Here is a 17,997-nt window from a genome sequence, read left to right as displayed (position 1 = left end):
GACCCATGAGCAGCAATCGCACCCACCAGTGGCGCGGCATCATCGAGGAGTACCGGGACCGGCTGCCGGTCACCGAGACGACCCCCGTGGTCACGCTCCGAGAGGGTGGCACTCCCCTCGTTCCCGCCCAGGTGCTCTCCGAGCGCACCGGCTGTGAGGTGCACCTCAAGGTCGAGGGTGCGAACCCCACCGGGTCCTTCAAGGACCGCGGCATGACCATGGCCATCACCAAGGCCAAGGAGGACGGCGCCAAGGCCGTCATCTGCGCGTCCACGGGCAACACCTCCGCCTCCGCCGCCGCGTACGCGGTGCGCGCCGGCATGGTGTCCGCGGTCCTCGTGCCGCGCGGCAAGATCGCGCTCGGCAAGATGGGCCAGGCCCTCGTGCACGGCGCGAAGATCCTGCAGGTTGACGGCAACTTCGACGACTGCCTGGACCTGGCCCGCGCGCTGTCCGACAACTACCCGGTGGCGCTGGTCAATTCCGTCAACCCGGTGCGCATCGAGGGCCAGAAGACGGCCGCGTTCGAGATCGTGGACGCGCTCGGCGACGCCCCCGACATCCACGTGCTGCCCGTCGGCAACGCCGGCAACATCACCGCGTACTGGAAGGGCTTCAAGGAGTACAAGGCCGACGGCCTGGCCTCCCGTACGCCCCGCGTGTGGGGTTTCCAGGCCTCCGGCTCGGCGCCGATCGTGCGCGGCGAGGTCGTCAAGGAGCCGCACACCATCGCCACCGCGATCCGGATCGGCAACCCGGCCTCCTGGGAGTACGCGCTGGCCGCGCGGGACGAGTCGGGCGGCTTCATCGACGAGGTGACGGACCGCCAGATCCTGGCCGCCTACCGCCTGTTGGCCTCCCAGGAGGGTGTCTTCGTCGAGCCCGCCTCGGCCGCCTCCGTCGCCGGTCTGCTCAAGGCCGCCGAGCTGGGCCTGGTCGACCCGGGCCAGAAGATCGTGTGCACCGTCACCGGCAACGGCCTCAAGGACCCCGACTGGGCGGTCGCGGGCGCTCCGCAGCCCGTCACCGTTCCGGTGGACGCCGAGGCCGCGGCCGTCCGGCTCGGCCTGGTCTGACCCCCGGCCCGACCCGGGAACCCCCCGGGCCGCGCGAAGCGGCCCGCGACCGGCGTTGCCGGATTCCGGAAACCTTCCGGAATCCGGCAACCCGGCCCGTACGACACCGGAAGCCAACGGCAATTCGGCGTCGATCGACCGGAAGACGGCGACACGCGTCGTGCGCCTCCTGTGCGCCCTATGTCGCGGGAGAACCTTCCTTCGATACGCTGTACTGACATCCGCCACCGCGCATATGACCGCGGTGCTGCCCCGAGGGCCTTCGGGTGTCGTACGTTCTCCAGTACATTTCGCAGCGAAGATCCCGCACAGCCCGCCGGATCCCGCACAGTCACAAGGAGTGTCATCGACCGATGGCAGGTCCAGCGTTCCGCGCCGCCGCCGTACGAGTGCGCGTGCCCGCCAGCAGTGCCAACCTCGGCCCCGGCTTCGACGCCCTCGGCCTGGCCCTGGGGCTCTACGACGACGTGGTCGTCCGCGTCGCCGACTCCGGCCTGAACATCGACATCGCGGGTGAGGGCGCCGACACCCTCCCGCGTGACGAGAGCCACCTCCTCGTACGCTCCATGCGCACCGCGTTCGACCTGCTGGGCGGACAGCCGCGCGGCCTCGAGGTCGTCTGCGCCAACCGCATCCCGCACGGGCGGGGCCTCGGCTCCTCCTCGGCCGCGATCTGCGCCGGCATCGTCGCCGCGCGCGCCGTGACCATAGGCGGCGAGGCCAAGCTCGACGACACGGCGCTGCTGGAGCTGGCCACCGAGATCGAGGGCCACCCGGACAACGTCGCCGCCTGTCTGCTCGGCGGCTTCACCCTCGCCTGGATGGAGGGCGGGAGCGCCAAGGCGATCCGTATGGACCCCGCCGATTCCATCGTTCCGGTGGTCTTCGTCCCGTCGAAGCCGGTCCTGACCGAGACCGCCCGCGGCCTGCTGCCGCGCTCCGTTCCGCACGTGGACGCCGCCGTGAACGCGGGGCGCGCGGGCCTGCTCGTGGAGGCCATGACCAGGCGTCCCGAGTTCCTGCTGCCCGCCACCGAGGACCGGCTGCACCAGGAGTACCGCGCCCCGGCGATGCCGGAGAGCGTGGCGCTCGTCAACCGGCTGCGGGCGGACGGCATCCCCGCGGTCATCTCCGGCGCGGGCCCCACGGTCCTCGCGCTGGTCGACAACGACGCGGCCGACAAGGTCGCGCAGCTCGCGGGCGAGGGGTGGGCCGCGAACCGGCTCGCCCTCGACGCCGCGGGTGCGAGCGTCCTTCCGCTGGGCGCTCAAGGCGGTCAGTCCGTGTCCTCGTGACACGGCCCTCCGGGGCGGGCGGCCGGGCAGGCCGGCCGCCCCGGACGGGCGATTGCCGGTGATTGAGAGGGGGAATGTCTGTTGGATCCGGTAGTGTTAATCTCAAGTGCGCAACCGAAGCCGCCATGGCTCGGTGCTCAGTGTCCCCATCAGGGACCACCTTTCTTCCGGGAGCCTCCCCGACTGCTTTGATCGCAGCCAGCAGTTTCGGGCACGCTCCGGAATCGGCGTGACATTCCCACGCTTCCAGCTGGGGGGCTTCTCGCCGGAACCACCCATGCACGTTTCTTTCCGCCGTATCTCTACCGGCGGACCACCGCCCCGGCACCGTCCACACACCTAGGACTGCTGCCGGACAGCACAACCGGTCGCCGAGCCAGACAGGCCGACGTCCGCTCCAGGGAAGGACCCTTCGTGAGCGACACCACCGATCTGATGGGCGCTGCCGACACCAACGTCGACACCAGCGCCCCCGCCGCGGGCGCCGCAGCTGCCACTGCCACCCGGCGCCGCCGCTCCGGCACCGGCCTTGAGGGCATGGTCCTGGCCGAGCTGCAGCAGGTCGCGTCGGGCCTCGGTATCAGGGGCACCGCGCGGATGCGCAAGAGCCAGCTGATCGAGGTCATCAAGGAGGCGCAGGGCGGCAGCGCCCCCAAGGCCGCGGCCCCCGCCGCCGACGCCGCCGAGGCCAAGCCGAAGCGCCGCGCCACCAGCAAGGCCCGCACGGGTGAGGCGGCCGCCGCCGCGCCCGCCGAGAAGCCCGCCGCCGCACCGGCCCAGATCGAGATCCCGGGCCAGCCGATCAGCGAGGACGCCCCGGCCGGCGAGCGCCGCCGCCGCCGCGCCACCGCCCCCTCCGGCAGCCCCGAGTCCTCGGCCCCCGCCGTCGTGCAGGTCGAGCAGAAGACCGAGGCCCCCGCGGCCGCCCCGCAGGCCGAGGCCAAGGCTGAGCAGGCCGTGGCCGTGTCCGCCCCGGCGCAGGGCCAGGCCCCCGCGCAGGAGGCCGGCGAGGGCCGCGGCCGCCGTGACCGCCGTGACCGCGGCGAGCGTGGTGACCGCGGTGAGCGCGGTGAGCGCGGTGAGCGCCAGGGCCGCCGCGAGCGCGGCGCCAAGGCCGACGAGCAGGGCGGCCAGCAGCAGCAGGGCGGGGGCGGCCAGGGCCAGCAGGGCGGCCGTCAGGACCGCGCCGAGCGCCAGGACCGCCAGGACCGCCAGGACCGCCAGCAGCAGGGTGGCGGCCGGGGCCAGCAGGGCCGTCAGGACAACGGTCCGCAGGACGACTTCGACGGCGAGGACGGCCGGCGCGGCCGGCGCGGCCGCTACCGGGACCGCCGTGGCCGCCGCGGCCGTGACGAGTTCGCCCCGGGCGAGCCGCAGGTCGCCGACGACGACGTCCTGATCCCCGTCGCGGGCATCCTCGACATCCTCGACAACTACGCGTTCATCCGGACCTCCGGCTACCTGCCCGGCCCGAACGACGTGTACGTCTCCCTCGCCCAGGTCCGCAAGGCCGGCCTGCGCAAGGGCGACCACACCACCGGTGCGGTCCGCCAGCCCAAGGACGGCGAGCGCCGCGAGAAGTTCAACGCCCTCGTGCGCCTGGACTCCGTCAACGGCATGGCGCCCGAATCGGGCCGGGGCCGCCCCGAGTTCCAGAAGCTGACCCCGCTCTACCCGCAGGACCGGCTCCGTCTGGAGACCGACCCGGGCGTGCTGACCACCCGCATCATCGACCTCGTGTCGCCGATCGGCAAGGGCCAGCGCGGTCTGATCGTGGCCCCGCCGAAGACCGGCAAGACCATGATCATGCAGGCGATCGCCAACGCGATCACCACCAACAACCCCGAGTGCCACCTGATGGTCGTCCTGGTCGACGAGCGTCCGGAAGAGGTCACCGACATGCAGCGGTCGGTCAAGGGCGAGGTCATCTCCTCGACCTTCGACCGCCCGGCCGAGGACCACACCACGGTCGCCGAGCTGGCCATCGAGCGCGCCAAGCGCCTCGTGGAGCTGGGCCACGACGTGGTCGTCCTGCTCGACTCCATCACCCGTCTGGGCCGCGCGTACAACCTCGCGGCGCCCGCCTCCGGCCGCATCCTGTCCGGTGGTGTCGACTCGACCGCGCTGTACCCGCCGAAGCGCTTCTTCGGTGCCGCGCGCAACATCGAGGACGGCGGCTCGCTGACCATCCTGGCCACCGCGCTCGTCGACACCGGCTCGCGCATGGACGAGGTGATCTTCGAGGAGTTCAAGGGCACCGGCAACATGGAGCTCAAGCTCGACCGCAAGCTCGCCGACAAGCGCATCTTCCCGGCCGTCGACGTCGACCCGTCGGGTACGCGCAAGGAGGAGATCCTCCTCAACAGCGAGGAGCTCGCCATCGTCTGGAAGCTGCGCCGGGTGCTGCACGCGCTCGACTCGCAGCAGGCGATCGAGCTGCTGCTCGACAAGATGAAGCAGACGAAGTCGAACGCCGAGTTCCTGATGCAGATCGCCAAGACGACCCCGGCCGGCAAGAACGACGACTGACCGGGTCGCCCGCAGACGGAACCGCCCCCGCCGCACCCGCGGCGGGGGCGGTTCCGTTTTTGCGACCTTCGCCACAGGCATACGGCTCGCACAGCAAGCCGTGGAACCCTGGAACGCGCTGCTCCGTCTGAGTGAAGGAAGACGGGACACGGAGCCAGGACTGAGGAGAGCATGAGCGAGGACAGCAGGGGGCGCGGCCGACGAGCCGCACGCGGGGGCAGGCGCAGGGGGGAGCCGCGGCGCCGCAAGGGCCTCAGAGCGGCTGCCTGGACCGCCGCGGGCGTGGTCCTGCTGGGCGGCGGGAGCCTCGGCTGGTTCTACTTCAAGCTCAACAGCAACCTGCACAGCGTCGACATCGACCAGGCCCTGGGCAAGGACCGCCCGCCGAACGTGGACAACGGCTCGATGGACATCCTCGTCCTCGGCTCCGACTCCCGCGAGGGCGCGAACCGCGAGTACGGCGCCGACGACGGCGGCTCGGCGCGCTCGGACACGGCGATGATCATCCACCTCTACGAGGGCCACAAGCAGGCCAGCGTGGTGTCCATCCCGCGCGACACCATGCTGCCGCGGCCCGCGTGCCCCATCGGCAAGGGGAAGAACAGCGCCCCCCGGCAGCGCGCGCAGTTCAACGAGGCCTTCACCATCGGCGGGGCCGCCTGCGCGGTGAAGACCGTCGAGGCGATGTCCGGGATCCGCATGGACCACTACATCGAGGTCGACTTCACCGGCTTCAAGAACATCATCGACAACCTCGGCGGGGTCCAGCTCACGACCACCAAGCCGATCAAGGACTACGGCAGCCACCTCGACCTGCCGGCCGGCTCCCACAAGCTCAACGGCGAGCAGTCCCTCGGCCTGGTCCGCACCCGCAAGACCGTCGGCGACGGCGGCGACCTCGGCCGAATACAGCTCCAGCAGGCCTTCATCAAGGCACTGATCAAGCAGGTCAAGGGCGTCGGGGTGTTCGACAGCCCGAAGAAGCTCTACGGTCTCGCCGACTCCGCCACCAAGGCGGTCACCACCGACAAGGCCCTCGGCGACGTGAAGTCCCTCGCCAGCTTCGCCCAGGGGCTCCAGGGCATCAGCGCCGAGAACATGCACATGATCACCCTGCCGGTGACCCAGGACCCGCTCGACCAGGACCGCGTCGCGATCCTGGCCAAGGACTCCAAGATGGTCTGGGACGCCCTGCTGGCCGACCAGCCCATCCCGGCCGCGGCCACCGAACACTCCAACGGGGACAAGAGCGCCGCGGGCTCGATCGTCCAGTAGTCCTTCCTGCCGGGACCCGGCAGGAATAGACGCCGGCCCCACCCCGTTGAGGGGAGCGTTCCGAGAATTTTGACAGGCGGGCCGGTCCTGGCAGACTGGTCTGTCGGCCCCGGTTCACGCAGTGCGCAATTCGGCCCCTGCGACCCGGCGCCCTCCCGAATCTAGGAGACACCTTGAAGCGCGATGTTCACCCCGAGTACGTCGAGACCCAGGTCAGCTGCACCTGTGGCGCGTCGTTCACCACCCGTAGCACCCTGACCGAGGGCACCATCCGTGCCGAGGTCTGCTCCGAGTGCCACCCGTTCTACACGGGCAAGCAGAAGATCCTCGACACCGGTGGCCGTGTGGCCCGCTTCGAGGCCCGCTTCGGCAAGGGTGCGGCCAAGAAGTAGCGCGACCCAGGCGCCGGTCACCGGCCGCCCCCTGACCATGCGGGGGCGGCCGGACCGGCGCCTTTGTCGTCGTATCGACAGCCCAGCCCATCTTTGACTTTTTTCACCCCAGGAGCACCCGATGTTCGAAGCGGTCGAGGACCTGGTCGGCGAGCACGCCGACCTCGAGAAGAAGCTCGCCGACCCTTCGGTCCACTCCGATCAGGCGAACGCGCGCAAGCTGAACAAGCGCTACGCGGAGCTGACCCCGATCGTGGCGACCTTCCGCGCCTGGAAGCAGTCGGCCGAGGACATCGAGACGGCCAAGGAGCTGGCGGCCGAGGACCCCGACTTCGCCGCCGAGGTCAAGGAGCTGAACGCGCAGCGCGAGGAGCTCACCGAGAAGCTCCGCCTGCTGCTCGTCCCGCGCGACCCCAGCGACGACAAGGACGTGCTCCTGGAGATCAAGGCGGGCGCCGGCGGCGACGAGTCCGCCCTGTTCGCGGGCGACCTGCTGCGCATGTACCTGCGCTACGCCGAGCGCGTCGGCTGGAAGACCGAGATCATCGACTCCACCGAGTCCGAGCTCGGCGGCTACAAGGACGTCCAGGTCTCCGTCCGCACCAAGGGCGGCAACGGCGCCACCGAGCCCGGCCAGGGCGTGTGGGCCCGGATGAAGTACGAGGGCGGCGTCCACCGCGTCCAGCGCGTCCCGGCCACCGAGTCCCAGGGCCGCATCCACACCTCCGCCGCCGGCGTGCTCGTCACCCCGGAGGCCGAGGAGGTCGAGGTCGAGGTCAACCCGAACGACCTGCGCATCGACGTCTACCGCTCCTCCGGCCCCGGCGGCCAGTCCGTCAACACCACCGACTCGGCCGTGCGCATCACGCACATCCCGACCGGTGTGGTCGCCTCCTGCCAGAACGAGAAGAGCCAGCTCCAGAACAAGGAGCAGGCCATGCGCATCCTGCGCTCGCGCCTGCTGGCCGCCGCCCAGGAGGCCGCCGAGCAGGAGGCCTCCGACGTGCGCCGCAGCCAGGTGCGCACCGTGGACCGTTCCGAGAAGATCCGTACGTACAACTTCCCGGAAAACCGGATCTCGGACCACCGCACCGGATTCAAGGCGTACAACTTGGACCAGGTGCTCGACGGCGACCTCGACTCGGTCATCCAGGCCTGCGTCGACACCGACTCCGCGGCCAAGCTCGCGGCCGCGCACTGACGAGCCCCGCACCACCCCCCCGTATGACAGCAGCCCGGAGGACCAGCGTGAACTTGCTGCTTGCCGAGGTGGCCCAGGCCACCCAGCGGCTGGCCGCCGCCGGCGTGCCCTCACCGCGTTTCGACGCGGAGGAGCTCGCCGCCTTCGTGCACGGCGTCAAGCGGGGGGAACTGCACCACGTCAAGGACGCGGACTTCGACGCCCGCTACTGGGAGGCCGTCGCCCGCCGCGAGGCGCGCGAGCCGCTCCAGCACATCACCGGCCGCGCCTTCTTCCGCTACCTGGAGCTCCAGGTCGGCCCCGGGGTGTTCGTGCCCCGGCCCGAGACCGAGTCGGTCGTGGACTGGGCCATACAGGCCGTCCGGGCCATGGACGTGGTCGAGCCGCTGATCGTGGACCTGTGCACCGGCTCCGGCGCCATCGCCCTCGCCATGGCCCAGGAGGTGCCGCGCTCGCGCGTGCACGCCGTGGAGCTGTCCGAGGACGCCCTGCGCTGGACCCGCAAGAACGCCGAGGGCTCCAGGGTCACCGTCCACCAGGGCGACGCGCTGACCGCGCTGCCCGAGCTGGACGGCCAGGTCGACCTCGTCATCTCCAACCCGCCGTACATCCCGCTCACCGAGTGGGAGTACGTGGCCCCCGAGGCCCGGGACCACGACCCCGAGATGGCGCTGTTCTCCGGCGAGGACGGCCTCGACACCATCCGCGGGATCGAGCGCACCGCCCACCGCCTGCTGCGGCCCGGCGGCATCGTCGTGATCGAGCACGCCGACACCCAGGGCGGCCAGGTGCCGTGGATCTTCGCCGACGAACGGGGCTGGGCCGACGCCGCCGACCACCCCGACCTGAACAACCGCCCGCGTTTCGCGACCGCCCGCAAGGCCATGCCGTGACCGCCGCGACCCCCACCCCGACCGCCCACGACACCACCCCGCTGCACGAGGAGGCCCGCTGATGGCCCGGCGATACGACTGCAACGACGCGACGGACCGCAAGACGGGCCTGCGCGAAGCGGCCTCCGCCGTGCGCCGCGGAGAGCTCGTCGTGCTGCCCACCGACACCCTGTACGGGATCGGCGCGGACGCCTTCAGCGCCGAGGCCGTCGGCGACCTGCTCGCCGCCAAGGGCCGCGGCCGCACCATGCCCACCCCGGTGCTCATCGGCTCCCCGAACACCCTCCACGGCCTCGTCACGGACTTCTCCGAGCAGGCCTGGGAGCTCGTCGACGCCTTCTGGCCGGGCGGGCTCACCCTCGTCGCCAAGCACCAGCCGTCGCTGGCCTGGGACCTGGGGGAGACCCGCGGGACCGTGGCCGTGCGCATGCCGCTGCACCCCGTCGCGATCGAGCTGCTGACCGAGGTCGGCCCCATGGCCGTCTCCTCGGCGAACCTGTCCGGGCACCCGGCGCCGGAGGACTGCGACGCGGCCCGCGCCATGCTGGGCGACTCCGTCTCCGTGTACCTGGACGGCGGGCCGACCCCGAGCACGCTGCCGTCGTCGATCGTCGACGTCACCGGGAAGGTTCCCGTGCTGCTGCGCGAGGGCGCGCTGACCGCGGAGCAGCTGCGGGAGGTCGTACCCGACCTCGAGGTGGCTCCGTGAGCCCTCAGGGGCGTGGCATAGCCAAGGGGGACGACGCCTTCCGCATACTCCACGTCAGCACCGGGAACGTGTGCCGCTCGCCCATCACCGAGCGGCTGACGCGGCACGCGCTGGCGCACCGGCTGGGTGTGCTCGGGCTGGCCGCGGGCGACCTGATCGTGGAGAGCGCGGGCACCTGGGGCCACGAGGGCGCGCCGATGGAGGCCAACGCGGCGGCCGTGCTCGCCGACTTCGGGGCCGACTCGACGGGGTTCACCGGGCGCGAGCTGCTCGACGAGCACGTCATACGGGCCGACCTGGTGCTGACCGCCACCCGCGACCACCGGGCACAGGTCATCTCCATGGGCCACTCGGCCGGCCTGCGGACCTTCACGCTGAAGGAGTTCACCCGGCTGGTGCGGGCCATAGACCCGGCGACCCTGCCCCCGCTGGACGACGGCATGGCCGAGCGGGCGCGGGCGCTGGTACGGGCCGCAGCCGCCCTGCGGGGCTGGCTGCTGGCCCCTTCCGCCGACGCGGACGAGGTGTACGACCCGTACGGGGCGCCGATCACCTTCTTCCGCTCGATCGGCGACGAGATCAACCAGGCACTGGACCCGGTCGTCACTGCCCTCACGGGCGTCACGGCCCCGCGCTGACCTCCCCCGGGCGGGAAGCCGGGGCCCGGCCTACAGTGGCTGGTACCGGTACCCCCACTGCGCGGGAGTCGCGCCATGAGCGTCACCACTGAGCGGGCCACTGACGTGCTGCGGGCGCAGGACCCGCAACTGGCCGACATCCTCGACGGGGAGCGGCAGCGCCAGGCCACCACCCTCCAGATGAGCGCCGCCGAGAACTTCACCTCGTCCGCCGTGCTCGCCGCGCTCGGCTCCCCGCTCGCCAACAAGTACGCCGAGGGCTACCCCGGCGCCCGCCACCACGGCGGATGCGAGTACGCGGACCTGGCCGAGCGGGTGGCCCAGGAGCGGGCCACGGCCCTGTTCGGGGCCGAACACGCGAACGTGCAGCCCCATTCGGGCTCCGCCGCCGTGCTCGCCGCGTACGCCGCCCTGCTGCGCCCCGGGGACACCGTCCTGGCGATGGGGCTCGCGCACGGCGGCCACCTCACCCACGGCTCGCCCGCCAACTTCTCCGGCCGGTGGTTCGAGTTCGTGGGGTACGGGGTCGACGCCGAGTCCGGGCTCGTCGACTACGAGCAGGTGCAGCGCCTGGCCCGGGCGCACCGGCCCAAGGCCATCGTGTGCGGGTCCATCTCCTACCCCCGGCACCTGGAGTACTCGGCCTTCCGGGAGATCGCCGACGAGGTCGGGGCCTACCTGATCGCCGACGCCGCCCACCCCATCGGCCTGGTCGCCGGCGGGGCCGCGCCCAGCCCCGTGCCCTACGCGGACGTGGTCTGCGCGACCACCCACAAGGTGCTGCGGGGCCCGCGCGGCGGGATGGTCCTGTGCGGGGCCGAGTTCGCCGAGCGCGTCGACCGGGCGGTGTTCCCCTTCACCCAGGGCGGCGCCCAGATGCACACCATCGCCGCCAAGGCGGTGGCCTTCGGGGAGGCGGCCGACCCGGCCTTCACCCGGTACGCGCACAAGGTCGTCGCCAACGCACGCGCCCTCGCCACCGCCCTGCGGGCGCACGGGCTGGCCGTGACCACCGGCGGCACGGACACCCACCTGATCACCGCCGACCCCGCCCCCCTCGGCATCGACGGACCGGCCGCGCGCGGACGGCTGGCCGCCGCCGGGATCGTCCTCGACACCTGCGCCCTGCCCTACGGGGACCAGCGCGGGATCCGCCTCGGTACGGCGGCGGTCACCACGCAGGGGATGGGGGAGCCCGAGATGGCCCTGGTCGCGGAGCTGTTCGCCGCCGCCCTGACCGGCGTCGAGCCGGCCGCTACGCGTACGGCGGTCGCCGAACTGACCGGGCGTTTTCCCCCTTACGGGGCGTAACCGGGACGAGTGTCCCTTAGTGCAACCGGAACGAGGACTCCGCGCGTCCTCGTCCCCGTGTACATCGCGGCTAATGTGTGGGGCTGAGATGGCCGGCGATACATCTGGGGCAGCCAGTGCGTGAATACCTGCTGACGCTTTGCGTCACGGTCGCGGTGACCTACCTGCTGACCGGGCCCGTCCGGAAGTTCGCGATCGCGGCGGGCGCGATGCCGGAGATCCGCGCCCGCGACGTGCACCGCGAACCCACCCCCCGGCTGGGCGGCATCGCGATGTTCGGCGGACTGTGCGCGGGCCTGCTGATCGCCGACCACCTGCAGAGCCTCAACGGGGTCTTCGAACGATCCAACGAGCCACGGGCGCTGCTCTCGGGCGCCGCGCTGATCTGGCTGGTCGGCGTCCTCGACGACAAGTTCGAACTCGACGCGCTCATCAAGCTCGGCGCCCAGATGATCGCCGCCGGCGTGATGGTCATCCAGGGCCTCACCATCCTGTGGATCCCCGTCCCGGGCATCGGCACCGTCGCGCTGACCCAGTGGCAGGGCACCCTGCTCACGGTGGCGCTGGTGGTGATCACCATCAACGCGGTGAACTTCGTCGACGGGCTCGACGGCCTGGCGGCCGGCATGGTCTGCATCGCCACCTGCGCGTTCTTCCTCTACGCCTACCGGATCTGGTTCGGCTACGGCATCGAGGCGGCCGCCCCGGCGACCCTCTTCGCCGCCATCCTGATGGGCATGTGCCTGGGCTTCCTGCCGCACAACATGCACCCGGCGCGGATCTTCATGGGCGACTCGGGCTCGATGCTCATCGGCCTGGTGCTGGCGGCCTCGGCCATCTCGATCACCGGGCAGGTGGACCCGGACACGATGGCCCTCTTCGTCGGCGGTGAGCGCAACGCCACGCACGCGATGCTGCCGGTCTTCATCCCGCTGCTGCTGCCGCTGACCATCATCGCGATCCCGATGGCGGACCTCGTCCTGGCCATCGTGCGGCGCACCTGGAAGGGGCAGTCGCCCTTCGCCGCGGACCGCGGCCACCTGCACCACCGGCTGCTGGAACTCGGGCATTCGCACAGCCGCGCTGTACTCATCATGTACTTCTGGTCGGGGCTGATCGCCTTCGGGACCGTGGCCTATTCGGTGAACTCCGCCTCGATGTGGATCGTCCTGGCCATCGCCGCGCTGAGCGCCCTGGGCCTGGTCCTGCTGCTCCTGCCGAGGTTCACCCCGCGCGCCCCTCGTTGGGCGGAGGGCCTCGTGCCGCCCCGCTACCGGCACACCAGGCGGGCCGCGGAGGCGGCGGCCGAGGCGGCGGTCCGGGAGGCCCCGGGTACGGAGCCGGAGCCCGCGCGGCCGATCGCGGCCGGGGTGTCCGGCGTCAACGGCGCGACAGCGGTAGGCCCCCGTTCGCGCCTCCCCGACCGGCGTAAGGCGGGTTCGGCGCGCTGACGCGCCCTTCGCATGTCCGACATGAACGCCCTTTACCAGACAAGCTGCCGCTCTGTCTTGCACACACGGGCGGATTAGCCCTCATGTGTGACAGTCAGCACACCGCACAGGTAAAGCTCTCATCAAATAGTTTGTGATACCGTTCACTAAACCCGGCGACAGAGCCGAAGGACCGTAGTGCGACGGTCCATTGGCCCGAGGCGATCACTCGGACCGGGCTTACGCTCGTCCCCGTACGAGTTCCCGTACGAGTCCGTGCCCCCACCACCACGCGGAGCAAACCGCCATGCGGTCTAACGACGTCCGATCCCTCCTGCAAACCGCCGTACCCACCGCTGCCGCCGGCGCCATCGCCGCCGTGATCAGCGGTCTGGTCGTCGGTGGCAAGGGCGCGGTCGGCTCGCTCGTCGCGACCGTGGTCGTGATCCTGTTCATGGGTATCGGATTCGTCGTTCTGCAGCGCACGGCGAAATCCCTGCCGCACCTGTTTCAGGCGATGGGCCTCATGCTCTACGCGGCCCAGATCCTGCTGCTCTTCGTCTTTCTCGCCGTGTTCAAGAACACGACGCTGTTCCACCCCCGGGCGTTCGCGATCACGCTCGTCGCCACCACCCTCGTGTGGATCGGCGCGCAGACGCGTGCGCACATGAAGGCCAAGATCCTTTACGTCGAGCCGGACTCGACCGAGGCGCGAAAGCCCGAAAATCCGGGGCCGAAGTCGTGAGGGGTAGGGCCGGGATAAGTGTGCGTTCGAGATGCTGCTATCGTCCGGTTCAAACTGCGGCACTGCGGGCACGGGCATCTGAGCTGACGCCTGGTCCATCGCGAGGCTCGATGCCTGACTGCCGCCCCCACACCCGTTACACCAGTCCAGTGCCGAACCGCGGCCGTGCGCCGCGCCGACACGATGAGGTTGCCCTACCTATGCGCCACGCTGAAGGAGCCCGCGGTGAGTGCTGACCCGACGCAGGTCCTCGCCTTCGAGACCGACTGTCACATCTTCCAGGGGTGTGGCTTCCCCGGCCCGGGCCTGCACTCGTTCCTCTTCGAGCCGCTGTGGGGCGAAGCTGGTCTGACCAGCGTCTACTTCAACAAGCCGATGCTGCTGGCCCTCCTGGGCTCGATCATCATCGTGGCCTTCTTCTGGGCCGCCTTCGCCAAGCCGAAGCTCGTCCCCGGCAAGCTGCAGATGGTCGGCGAGGCCGGTTACGACTTCGTGCGCCGCGGCATCGTCTACGAGACGCTCGGCAAGAAGGAGGGGGAGAAGTACGTCCCCTTCATGGTCTCGCTGTTCTTCTTCGTCTGGATCCTGAACGTCTGGTCGATCGTCCCGGTGGCACAGTTCCCGGTGACCTCGATCATCGCGTACCCGGCCATCCTGGCCCTGTCGGTCTACGTCGTGTGGCTGCCGCTGACCTTCAAGCGGCACGGCTTCATCGGCGGTCTGAAGAACCTCACCGGCTACGACAAGAGCCTCGGCGGCGTCCTGCCGCTCGTCATGGTCATCGAGTTCTTCTCGAACGTCCTGGTGCGCCCGTTCACCCACGCGGTCCGACTGTTCGCGAACATGTTCGCCGGTCACACGCTGCTGCTGCTCTTCACGATCGCCAGCTGGTACCTGCTGCACGGCATCGGCATCGCCTACGCCGGCGTCTCGTTCATCATGGTCATCGTGATGACCGCCTTCGAGCTGTTCATCCAGGCCGTCCAGGCGTACGTCTTCGTCCTCCTGGCCTGCAGCTACATCCAGGGCGCGGTCGCCGAGCACCACTGAGCCAGCCCATCCCCGCTCAGCCCCCCGTATTCGTCCGGTGGCCAACCCCCACCGGTCCGTGAAAGAGAAGGAAGAACTGGCATGTCCCAGACCCTTGCCGCCGTCACCGGCTCCCTCAGCTCCGTTGGTTACGGTCTCGCGGCCATCGGCCCCGGCGTCGGCGTCGGCATCATCTTCGGTAACGGCACCCAGGCCCTCGCCCGCCAGCCCGAGGCTGCCGGTCTGATCCGCGCCAACCAGATCCTCGGCTTCGCCTTCTGTGAGGCGCTCGCCCTGATCGGTCTGGTCATGCCGTTCGTCTACCCGAGCTCCTGATCCTCGGTACTCGACGAACAGCCCTAGACGAAAGGCACTGATGTGAACCTCATGGTTCTCGCGGCAGAGACGGAGAATCCGCTCTTCCCGCCGATCCCCGAGCTCGTCATCGGTCTGATCGCCTTCGTCATCGTCTTCGGATTCCTCGCGAAGAAGCTCCTCCCGAACATCAACAAGGTTCTGGACGAGCGTCGCGAGGCCATCGAGGGCGGTATCGAGAAGGCTGAGGCCGCTCAGACCGAGGCCCAGAGCGTGCTGGAGCAGTACAAGGCCCAGCTCGCCGAGGCCCGGCACGAGGCCGCGCGCCTGCGCCAGGAAGCGCTGGAGCAGGGCACTGCGCTCAAGGAAGAACTGCGCGCAGAGGGCCAGCGGCAGCGTGAGGAGATCATCGCTGCCGGTCACGCCCAGATCGCCGCTGACCGCAAGGCCGCCTCTCAGGCGCTGCGTCAGGACGTGGGCAAGCTCGCCACCGACCTGGCCGGCAAGCTCGTCGGCGAGTCCCTCGAGGACGTCGCCCGGCAGAGCCGCACCATCGACCGCTTCCTCAGCGAGCTCGAGGAGAAGGCCGAGGCGGCCCGATGAACGGAGCGAGCCGCGAGGCGCTGGCCTCCGCGCGCGAGCGTCTCGACGCGCTGACGGACAACACGTCCGTCGACGCGGCGAAGCTCGCCGGTGAGCTGGCAGCCGTCACCGCGCTGCTCGACCGTGAGGTCTCGCTGCGTCGGGTCATCACGGACCCGGCGCAGTCCGGCGAGGCCAAGGCCGAGCTGGTCGGCCGGCTGCTGTCCGGCCAGGTGGGCGGGGAGACCCTCGACCTGGTGTCCGGCATGGCCCGGTCCCGCTGGTCGCAGTCCCGCGACCTGGTGGACGCGCTGGAGGCACTGGCGGCCACCGCCGACCTCACCGCCGCCCAGCAGGCGGGCGCGCTCGACGGCGTCGAGGACGAGCTGTTCCGGTTCGGCCGGATCGTCGCCTCGAACGCCGGGCTGCGCTCCGCGCTGACCGACCGCGCGGCCACCGCCTCCGCCAAGAGCGAGCTGCTGCGCAGCCTGCTCGGCGGCAAGGTGAACGCCGTCACCGAGCGACTGGTCGTCCGGCTCGTCACGCACCCGCGTGGACGTAGCCTTGAGGGGGGCCTCGAGTCCCTCTCGACGCTCGCCGCCGCGCGCCGTGACCGCATGGTCGCCACCGTGACCAGCGCGGTTCCGCTCAGCGACGTGCAGAAGCAGCGTCTCGGCGCGGTGCTGGCCAAGCTGTACGGCCGCCAGATGCACCTGAACCTCGACGTGGACCCCGAGGTCCTCGGCGGGATCTCGGTGCGGGTCGGCGACGAGGTCATCGACGGCACCATCGCGGAGCGCCTTTCCGAGGCGTCCCGCCGCATGGCCGGCTGACCAGCCGCCACCACACAGATACAAAGCATTCCTAGCGGCCCGGTTGGGCCGTGCAGAACTTGCAGAAGATTCCTGGGGGTCGCCCCCAGACCCCTAAGAAGCTTCAGGCCCAACAAGGAGAGCAGGGAACCCAGATGGCGGAGCTCACGATCCGGCCGGAGGAGATCCGGGACGCACTGGAGACCTTTGTCCAGTCGTACCAGCCGGACGCGGCCTCGCGCGAGGAGGTCGGAACGGTCAGCGTTGCCGGCGACGGCATCGCGAAGGTGGAGGGCCTGCCCTCCGCCATGGCGAACGAGCTGCTGAAGTTCGAGGACGGCACCCTCGGTCTCGCCCTCAACCTCGAGGAGCGCGAGATCGGTGCGATCGTCCTCGGCGAGTTCAGCGGTATCGAGGAGGGCCAGCCGGTGCAGCGCACCGGTGAGGTTCTCTCCGTAGGTGTCGGCGAGGGCTACCTCGGCCGCGTTGTCGACCCGCTCGGCAACCCGATCGACGGCCTCGGCGAGATCGCGACCGAGGGCCGCCGCGCCCTTGAGCTGCAGGCCCCGGGCGTCATGGTCCGTAAGTCGGTGCACGAGCCCATGCAGACCGGCTACAAGGCCGTCGACGCGATGGTGCCGATCGGCCGTGGCCAGCGTCAGCTGATCATCGGTGACCGTCAGACCGGCAAGACCGCTCTTGCCGTCGACACGATCATCAACCAGCGCGACAACTGGCGCTCGGGCGACGTGAACAAGCAGGTCCGCTGCATCTACGTCGCCATCGGCCAGAAGGGCTCGACCATCGCGTCCGTGCGCGGCGCCCTGGAAGAGGCCGGCGCGCTCGAGTACACGACGATCGTCGCCGCCCCGGCGTCCGACCCGGCCGGCTTCAAGTACCTGGCGCCGTACACCGGTTCCGCCATCGGTCAGCACTGGATGTACGCCGGCAAGCACGTCCTGATCATCTTCGACGACCTGTCGAAGCAGGCCGACGCCTACCGCGCCGTGTCGCTGCTGCTGCGCCGCCCGCCGGGCCGTGAGGCCTACCCGGGTGACGTCTTCTACCTGCACTCCCGTCTGCTGGAGCGCTGCGCGAAGCTCTCCGACGACATGGGTGCCGGTTCGATGACCGGTCTGCCGATCGTCGAGACCAAGGCGAACGACGTCTCGGCGTTCATCCCGACCAACGTCATCTCCATCACCGACGGCCAGTGCTTCCTGGAGTCCGACCTGTTCAACGCGGGCCAGCGCCCGGCGCTGAACGTCGGTATCTCGGTCTCCCGCGTCGGTGGCTCCGCCCAGCACAAGGCGATGAAGCAGGTCTCCGGCCGCCTCCGCGTCGACCTGGCCCAGTACCGCGAGCTGGAGGCGTTCGCCGCCTTCGGTTCCGACCTGGACGCCGCGTCGAAGGCCTCGCTGGAGCGCGGCAAGCGCATGGTCGAGCTGCTCAAGCAGGGCCAGTACCAGCCGATGCCCGTCGAGGAGCAGGTCGTCTCCGTCTGGGCCGGCACCACCGGCAAGATGGACGACGTCCCGGTCAACGACATCCGTCGCTTCGAGTCGGAGCTGCTGGAGCACCTGCGCCGTGAGCGCAAGGACCTCCTCACCTCCATCGCCGACGGCGGCAAGATGTCGGACGACACCCTGTCCTCCATCGCGGACGCCATCGCCGGCTTCAAGCGGCAGTTCGAGACCTCGGACGGCAAGCTCCTGGGCGAGGACGCGCCGGCCGTCAACGTCTCCAAGTGACGACGGAAGGGACC

17 protein-coding genes are annotated in these 17,997 nt (G+C 70.5%); all 17 read left to right on the top strand.

Features of this window, described 5'->3' with window-relative positions; translation table 11 throughout:
- Nucleotides 1-5: 5 nt before the first annotated feature.
- The 17 genes from thrC to atpA all read left to right on the top strand — a co-directional run bounded on the left by thrC (nucleotide 6) and on the right by atpA (nucleotide 17,983).
- Entirely contained in the window at nucleotides 6-1,076 is a 1,071-nt protein-coding gene (thrC, locus tag ACFY0O_RS27595; protein WP_358892385.1) for a threonine synthase, read from the top strand.
- A 353-nt stretch (nucleotides 1,077-1,429) separates the two neighbouring features.
- A complete protein-coding gene (gene thrB / locus ACFY0O_RS27590) occupies nucleotides 1,430-2,371 on the top strand; it encodes a homoserine kinase (RefSeq protein ID WP_388951381.1) in 942 nt (313 codons plus the stop codon).
- Nucleotides 2,372-2,785: 414 nt separating this feature from the next.
- Nucleotides 2,786-4,900: a transcription termination factor Rho gene (rho, locus tag ACFY0O_RS27585; RefSeq protein ID WP_388951378.1), complete on the top strand. Its 2,115-nt coding sequence runs from the start codon at nucleotides 2,786-2,788 to the stop codon at nucleotides 4,898-4,900.
- Nucleotides 4,901-5,071: 171 nt separating this feature from the next.
- Nucleotides 5,072-6,175, top strand: a complete 1,104-nt coding sequence (locus tag ACFY0O_RS27580; protein WP_388951375.1) for an LCP family protein — start codon at nucleotides 5,072-5,074, stop codon at nucleotides 6,173-6,175.
- 173 nt (nucleotides 6,176-6,348) lie between these two features.
- Nucleotides 6,349-6,567 carry a 50S ribosomal protein L31 gene (gene rpmE / locus ACFY0O_RS27575; RefSeq protein WP_007266580.1) on the top strand — a complete coding sequence of 73 codons (219 nt, stop codon included), beginning with the start codon at nucleotides 6,349-6,351 and terminating at the stop codon, nucleotides 6,565-6,567.
- Between the two features lie 121 nt (nucleotides 6,568-6,688).
- Nucleotides 6,689-7,768 carry a peptide chain release factor 1 gene (gene prfA, locus ACFY0O_RS27570; RefSeq protein WP_358892381.1) on the top strand — a complete coding sequence of 360 codons (1,080 nt, stop codon included), beginning with the start codon at nucleotides 6,689-6,691 and terminating at the stop codon, nucleotides 7,766-7,768.
- Nucleotides 7,769-7,815: 47 nt separating this feature from the next.
- Complete coding sequence (gene prmC, locus ACFY0O_RS27565) at nucleotides 7,816-8,661, top strand: peptide chain release factor N(5)-glutamine methyltransferase (protein ID WP_042813202.1); 846 nt, start codon at nucleotides 7,816-7,818, stop codon at nucleotides 8,659-8,661.
- A 61-nt stretch (nucleotides 8,662-8,722) separates the two neighbouring features.
- A complete protein-coding gene (locus tag ACFY0O_RS27560) occupies nucleotides 8,723-9,370 on the top strand; it encodes an L-threonylcarbamoyladenylate synthase (protein WP_358892379.1) in 648 nt (215 codons plus the stop codon).
- A complete protein-coding gene (locus ACFY0O_RS27555; protein ID WP_388951370.1) occupies nucleotides 9,367-10,008 on the top strand; it encodes a protein-tyrosine-phosphatase in 642 nt (213 codons plus the stop codon). Before ACFY0O_RS27560 ends, ACFY0O_RS27555 begins: the two co-directional genes overlap by 4 nt.
- A 75-nt stretch (nucleotides 10,009-10,083) precedes the next feature.
- Nucleotides 10,084-11,319: a serine hydroxymethyltransferase gene (glyA, locus tag ACFY0O_RS27550; RefSeq protein WP_388951367.1), complete on the top strand. Its 1,236-nt coding sequence runs from the start codon at nucleotides 10,084-10,086 to the stop codon at nucleotides 11,317-11,319.
- 104 nt (nucleotides 11,320-11,423) lie between these two features.
- Nucleotides 11,424-12,770, top strand: a complete 1,347-nt coding sequence (locus ACFY0O_RS27545; protein ID WP_388951656.1) for an MraY family glycosyltransferase — start codon at nucleotides 11,424-11,426, stop codon at nucleotides 12,768-12,770.
- 286 nt (nucleotides 12,771-13,056) lie between these two features.
- Entirely contained in the window at nucleotides 13,057-13,494 is a 438-nt protein-coding gene (locus ACFY0O_RS27540) for a hypothetical protein (RefSeq protein WP_388951364.1), read from the top strand.
- Between the two features lie 225 nt (nucleotides 13,495-13,719).
- Nucleotides 13,720-14,544, top strand: coding sequence for a F0F1 ATP synthase subunit A (gene atpB / locus ACFY0O_RS27535; protein ID WP_388951361.1), 825 nt, complete (start codon nucleotides 13,720-13,722; stop codon nucleotides 14,542-14,544).
- A gap of 81 nt (nucleotides 14,545-14,625) precedes the next feature.
- Nucleotides 14,626-14,859, top strand: a complete 234-nt coding sequence (gene atpE / locus ACFY0O_RS27530; RefSeq protein WP_007266589.1) for an ATP synthase F0 subunit C — start codon at nucleotides 14,626-14,628, stop codon at nucleotides 14,857-14,859.
- A gap of 51 nt (nucleotides 14,860-14,910) precedes the next feature.
- Nucleotides 14,911-15,441, top strand: a complete 531-nt coding sequence (locus ACFY0O_RS27525; protein WP_358892454.1) for a F0F1 ATP synthase subunit B — start codon at nucleotides 14,911-14,913, stop codon at nucleotides 15,439-15,441.
- Nucleotides 15,438-16,253, top strand: a complete 816-nt coding sequence (locus ACFY0O_RS27520) for a F0F1 ATP synthase subunit delta (RefSeq protein ID WP_358892374.1) — start codon at nucleotides 15,438-15,440, stop codon at nucleotides 16,251-16,253. The genes ACFY0O_RS27525 and ACFY0O_RS27520 overlap by 4 nt, the downstream gene beginning before the upstream one ends.
- Nucleotides 16,254-16,387: 134 nt before the next feature.
- Nucleotides 16,388-17,983, top strand: coding sequence for a F0F1 ATP synthase subunit alpha (atpA, locus tag ACFY0O_RS27515; protein ID WP_388951357.1), 1,596 nt, complete (start codon nucleotides 16,388-16,390; stop codon nucleotides 17,981-17,983).
- Nucleotides 17,984-17,997 lie beyond the last annotated feature (14 nt).

This window comes from Streptomyces sp. NPDC001594 (assembly GCF_042893675.1).
In the GTDB taxonomy this organism is placed as follows: domain Bacteria; phylum Actinomycetota; class Actinomycetes; order Streptomycetales; family Streptomycetaceae; genus Streptomyces.
The sequence above is the reverse complement of the archived record's forward strand: the minus strand, read 5'-3'. Positions and strand labels throughout refer to the sequence as shown.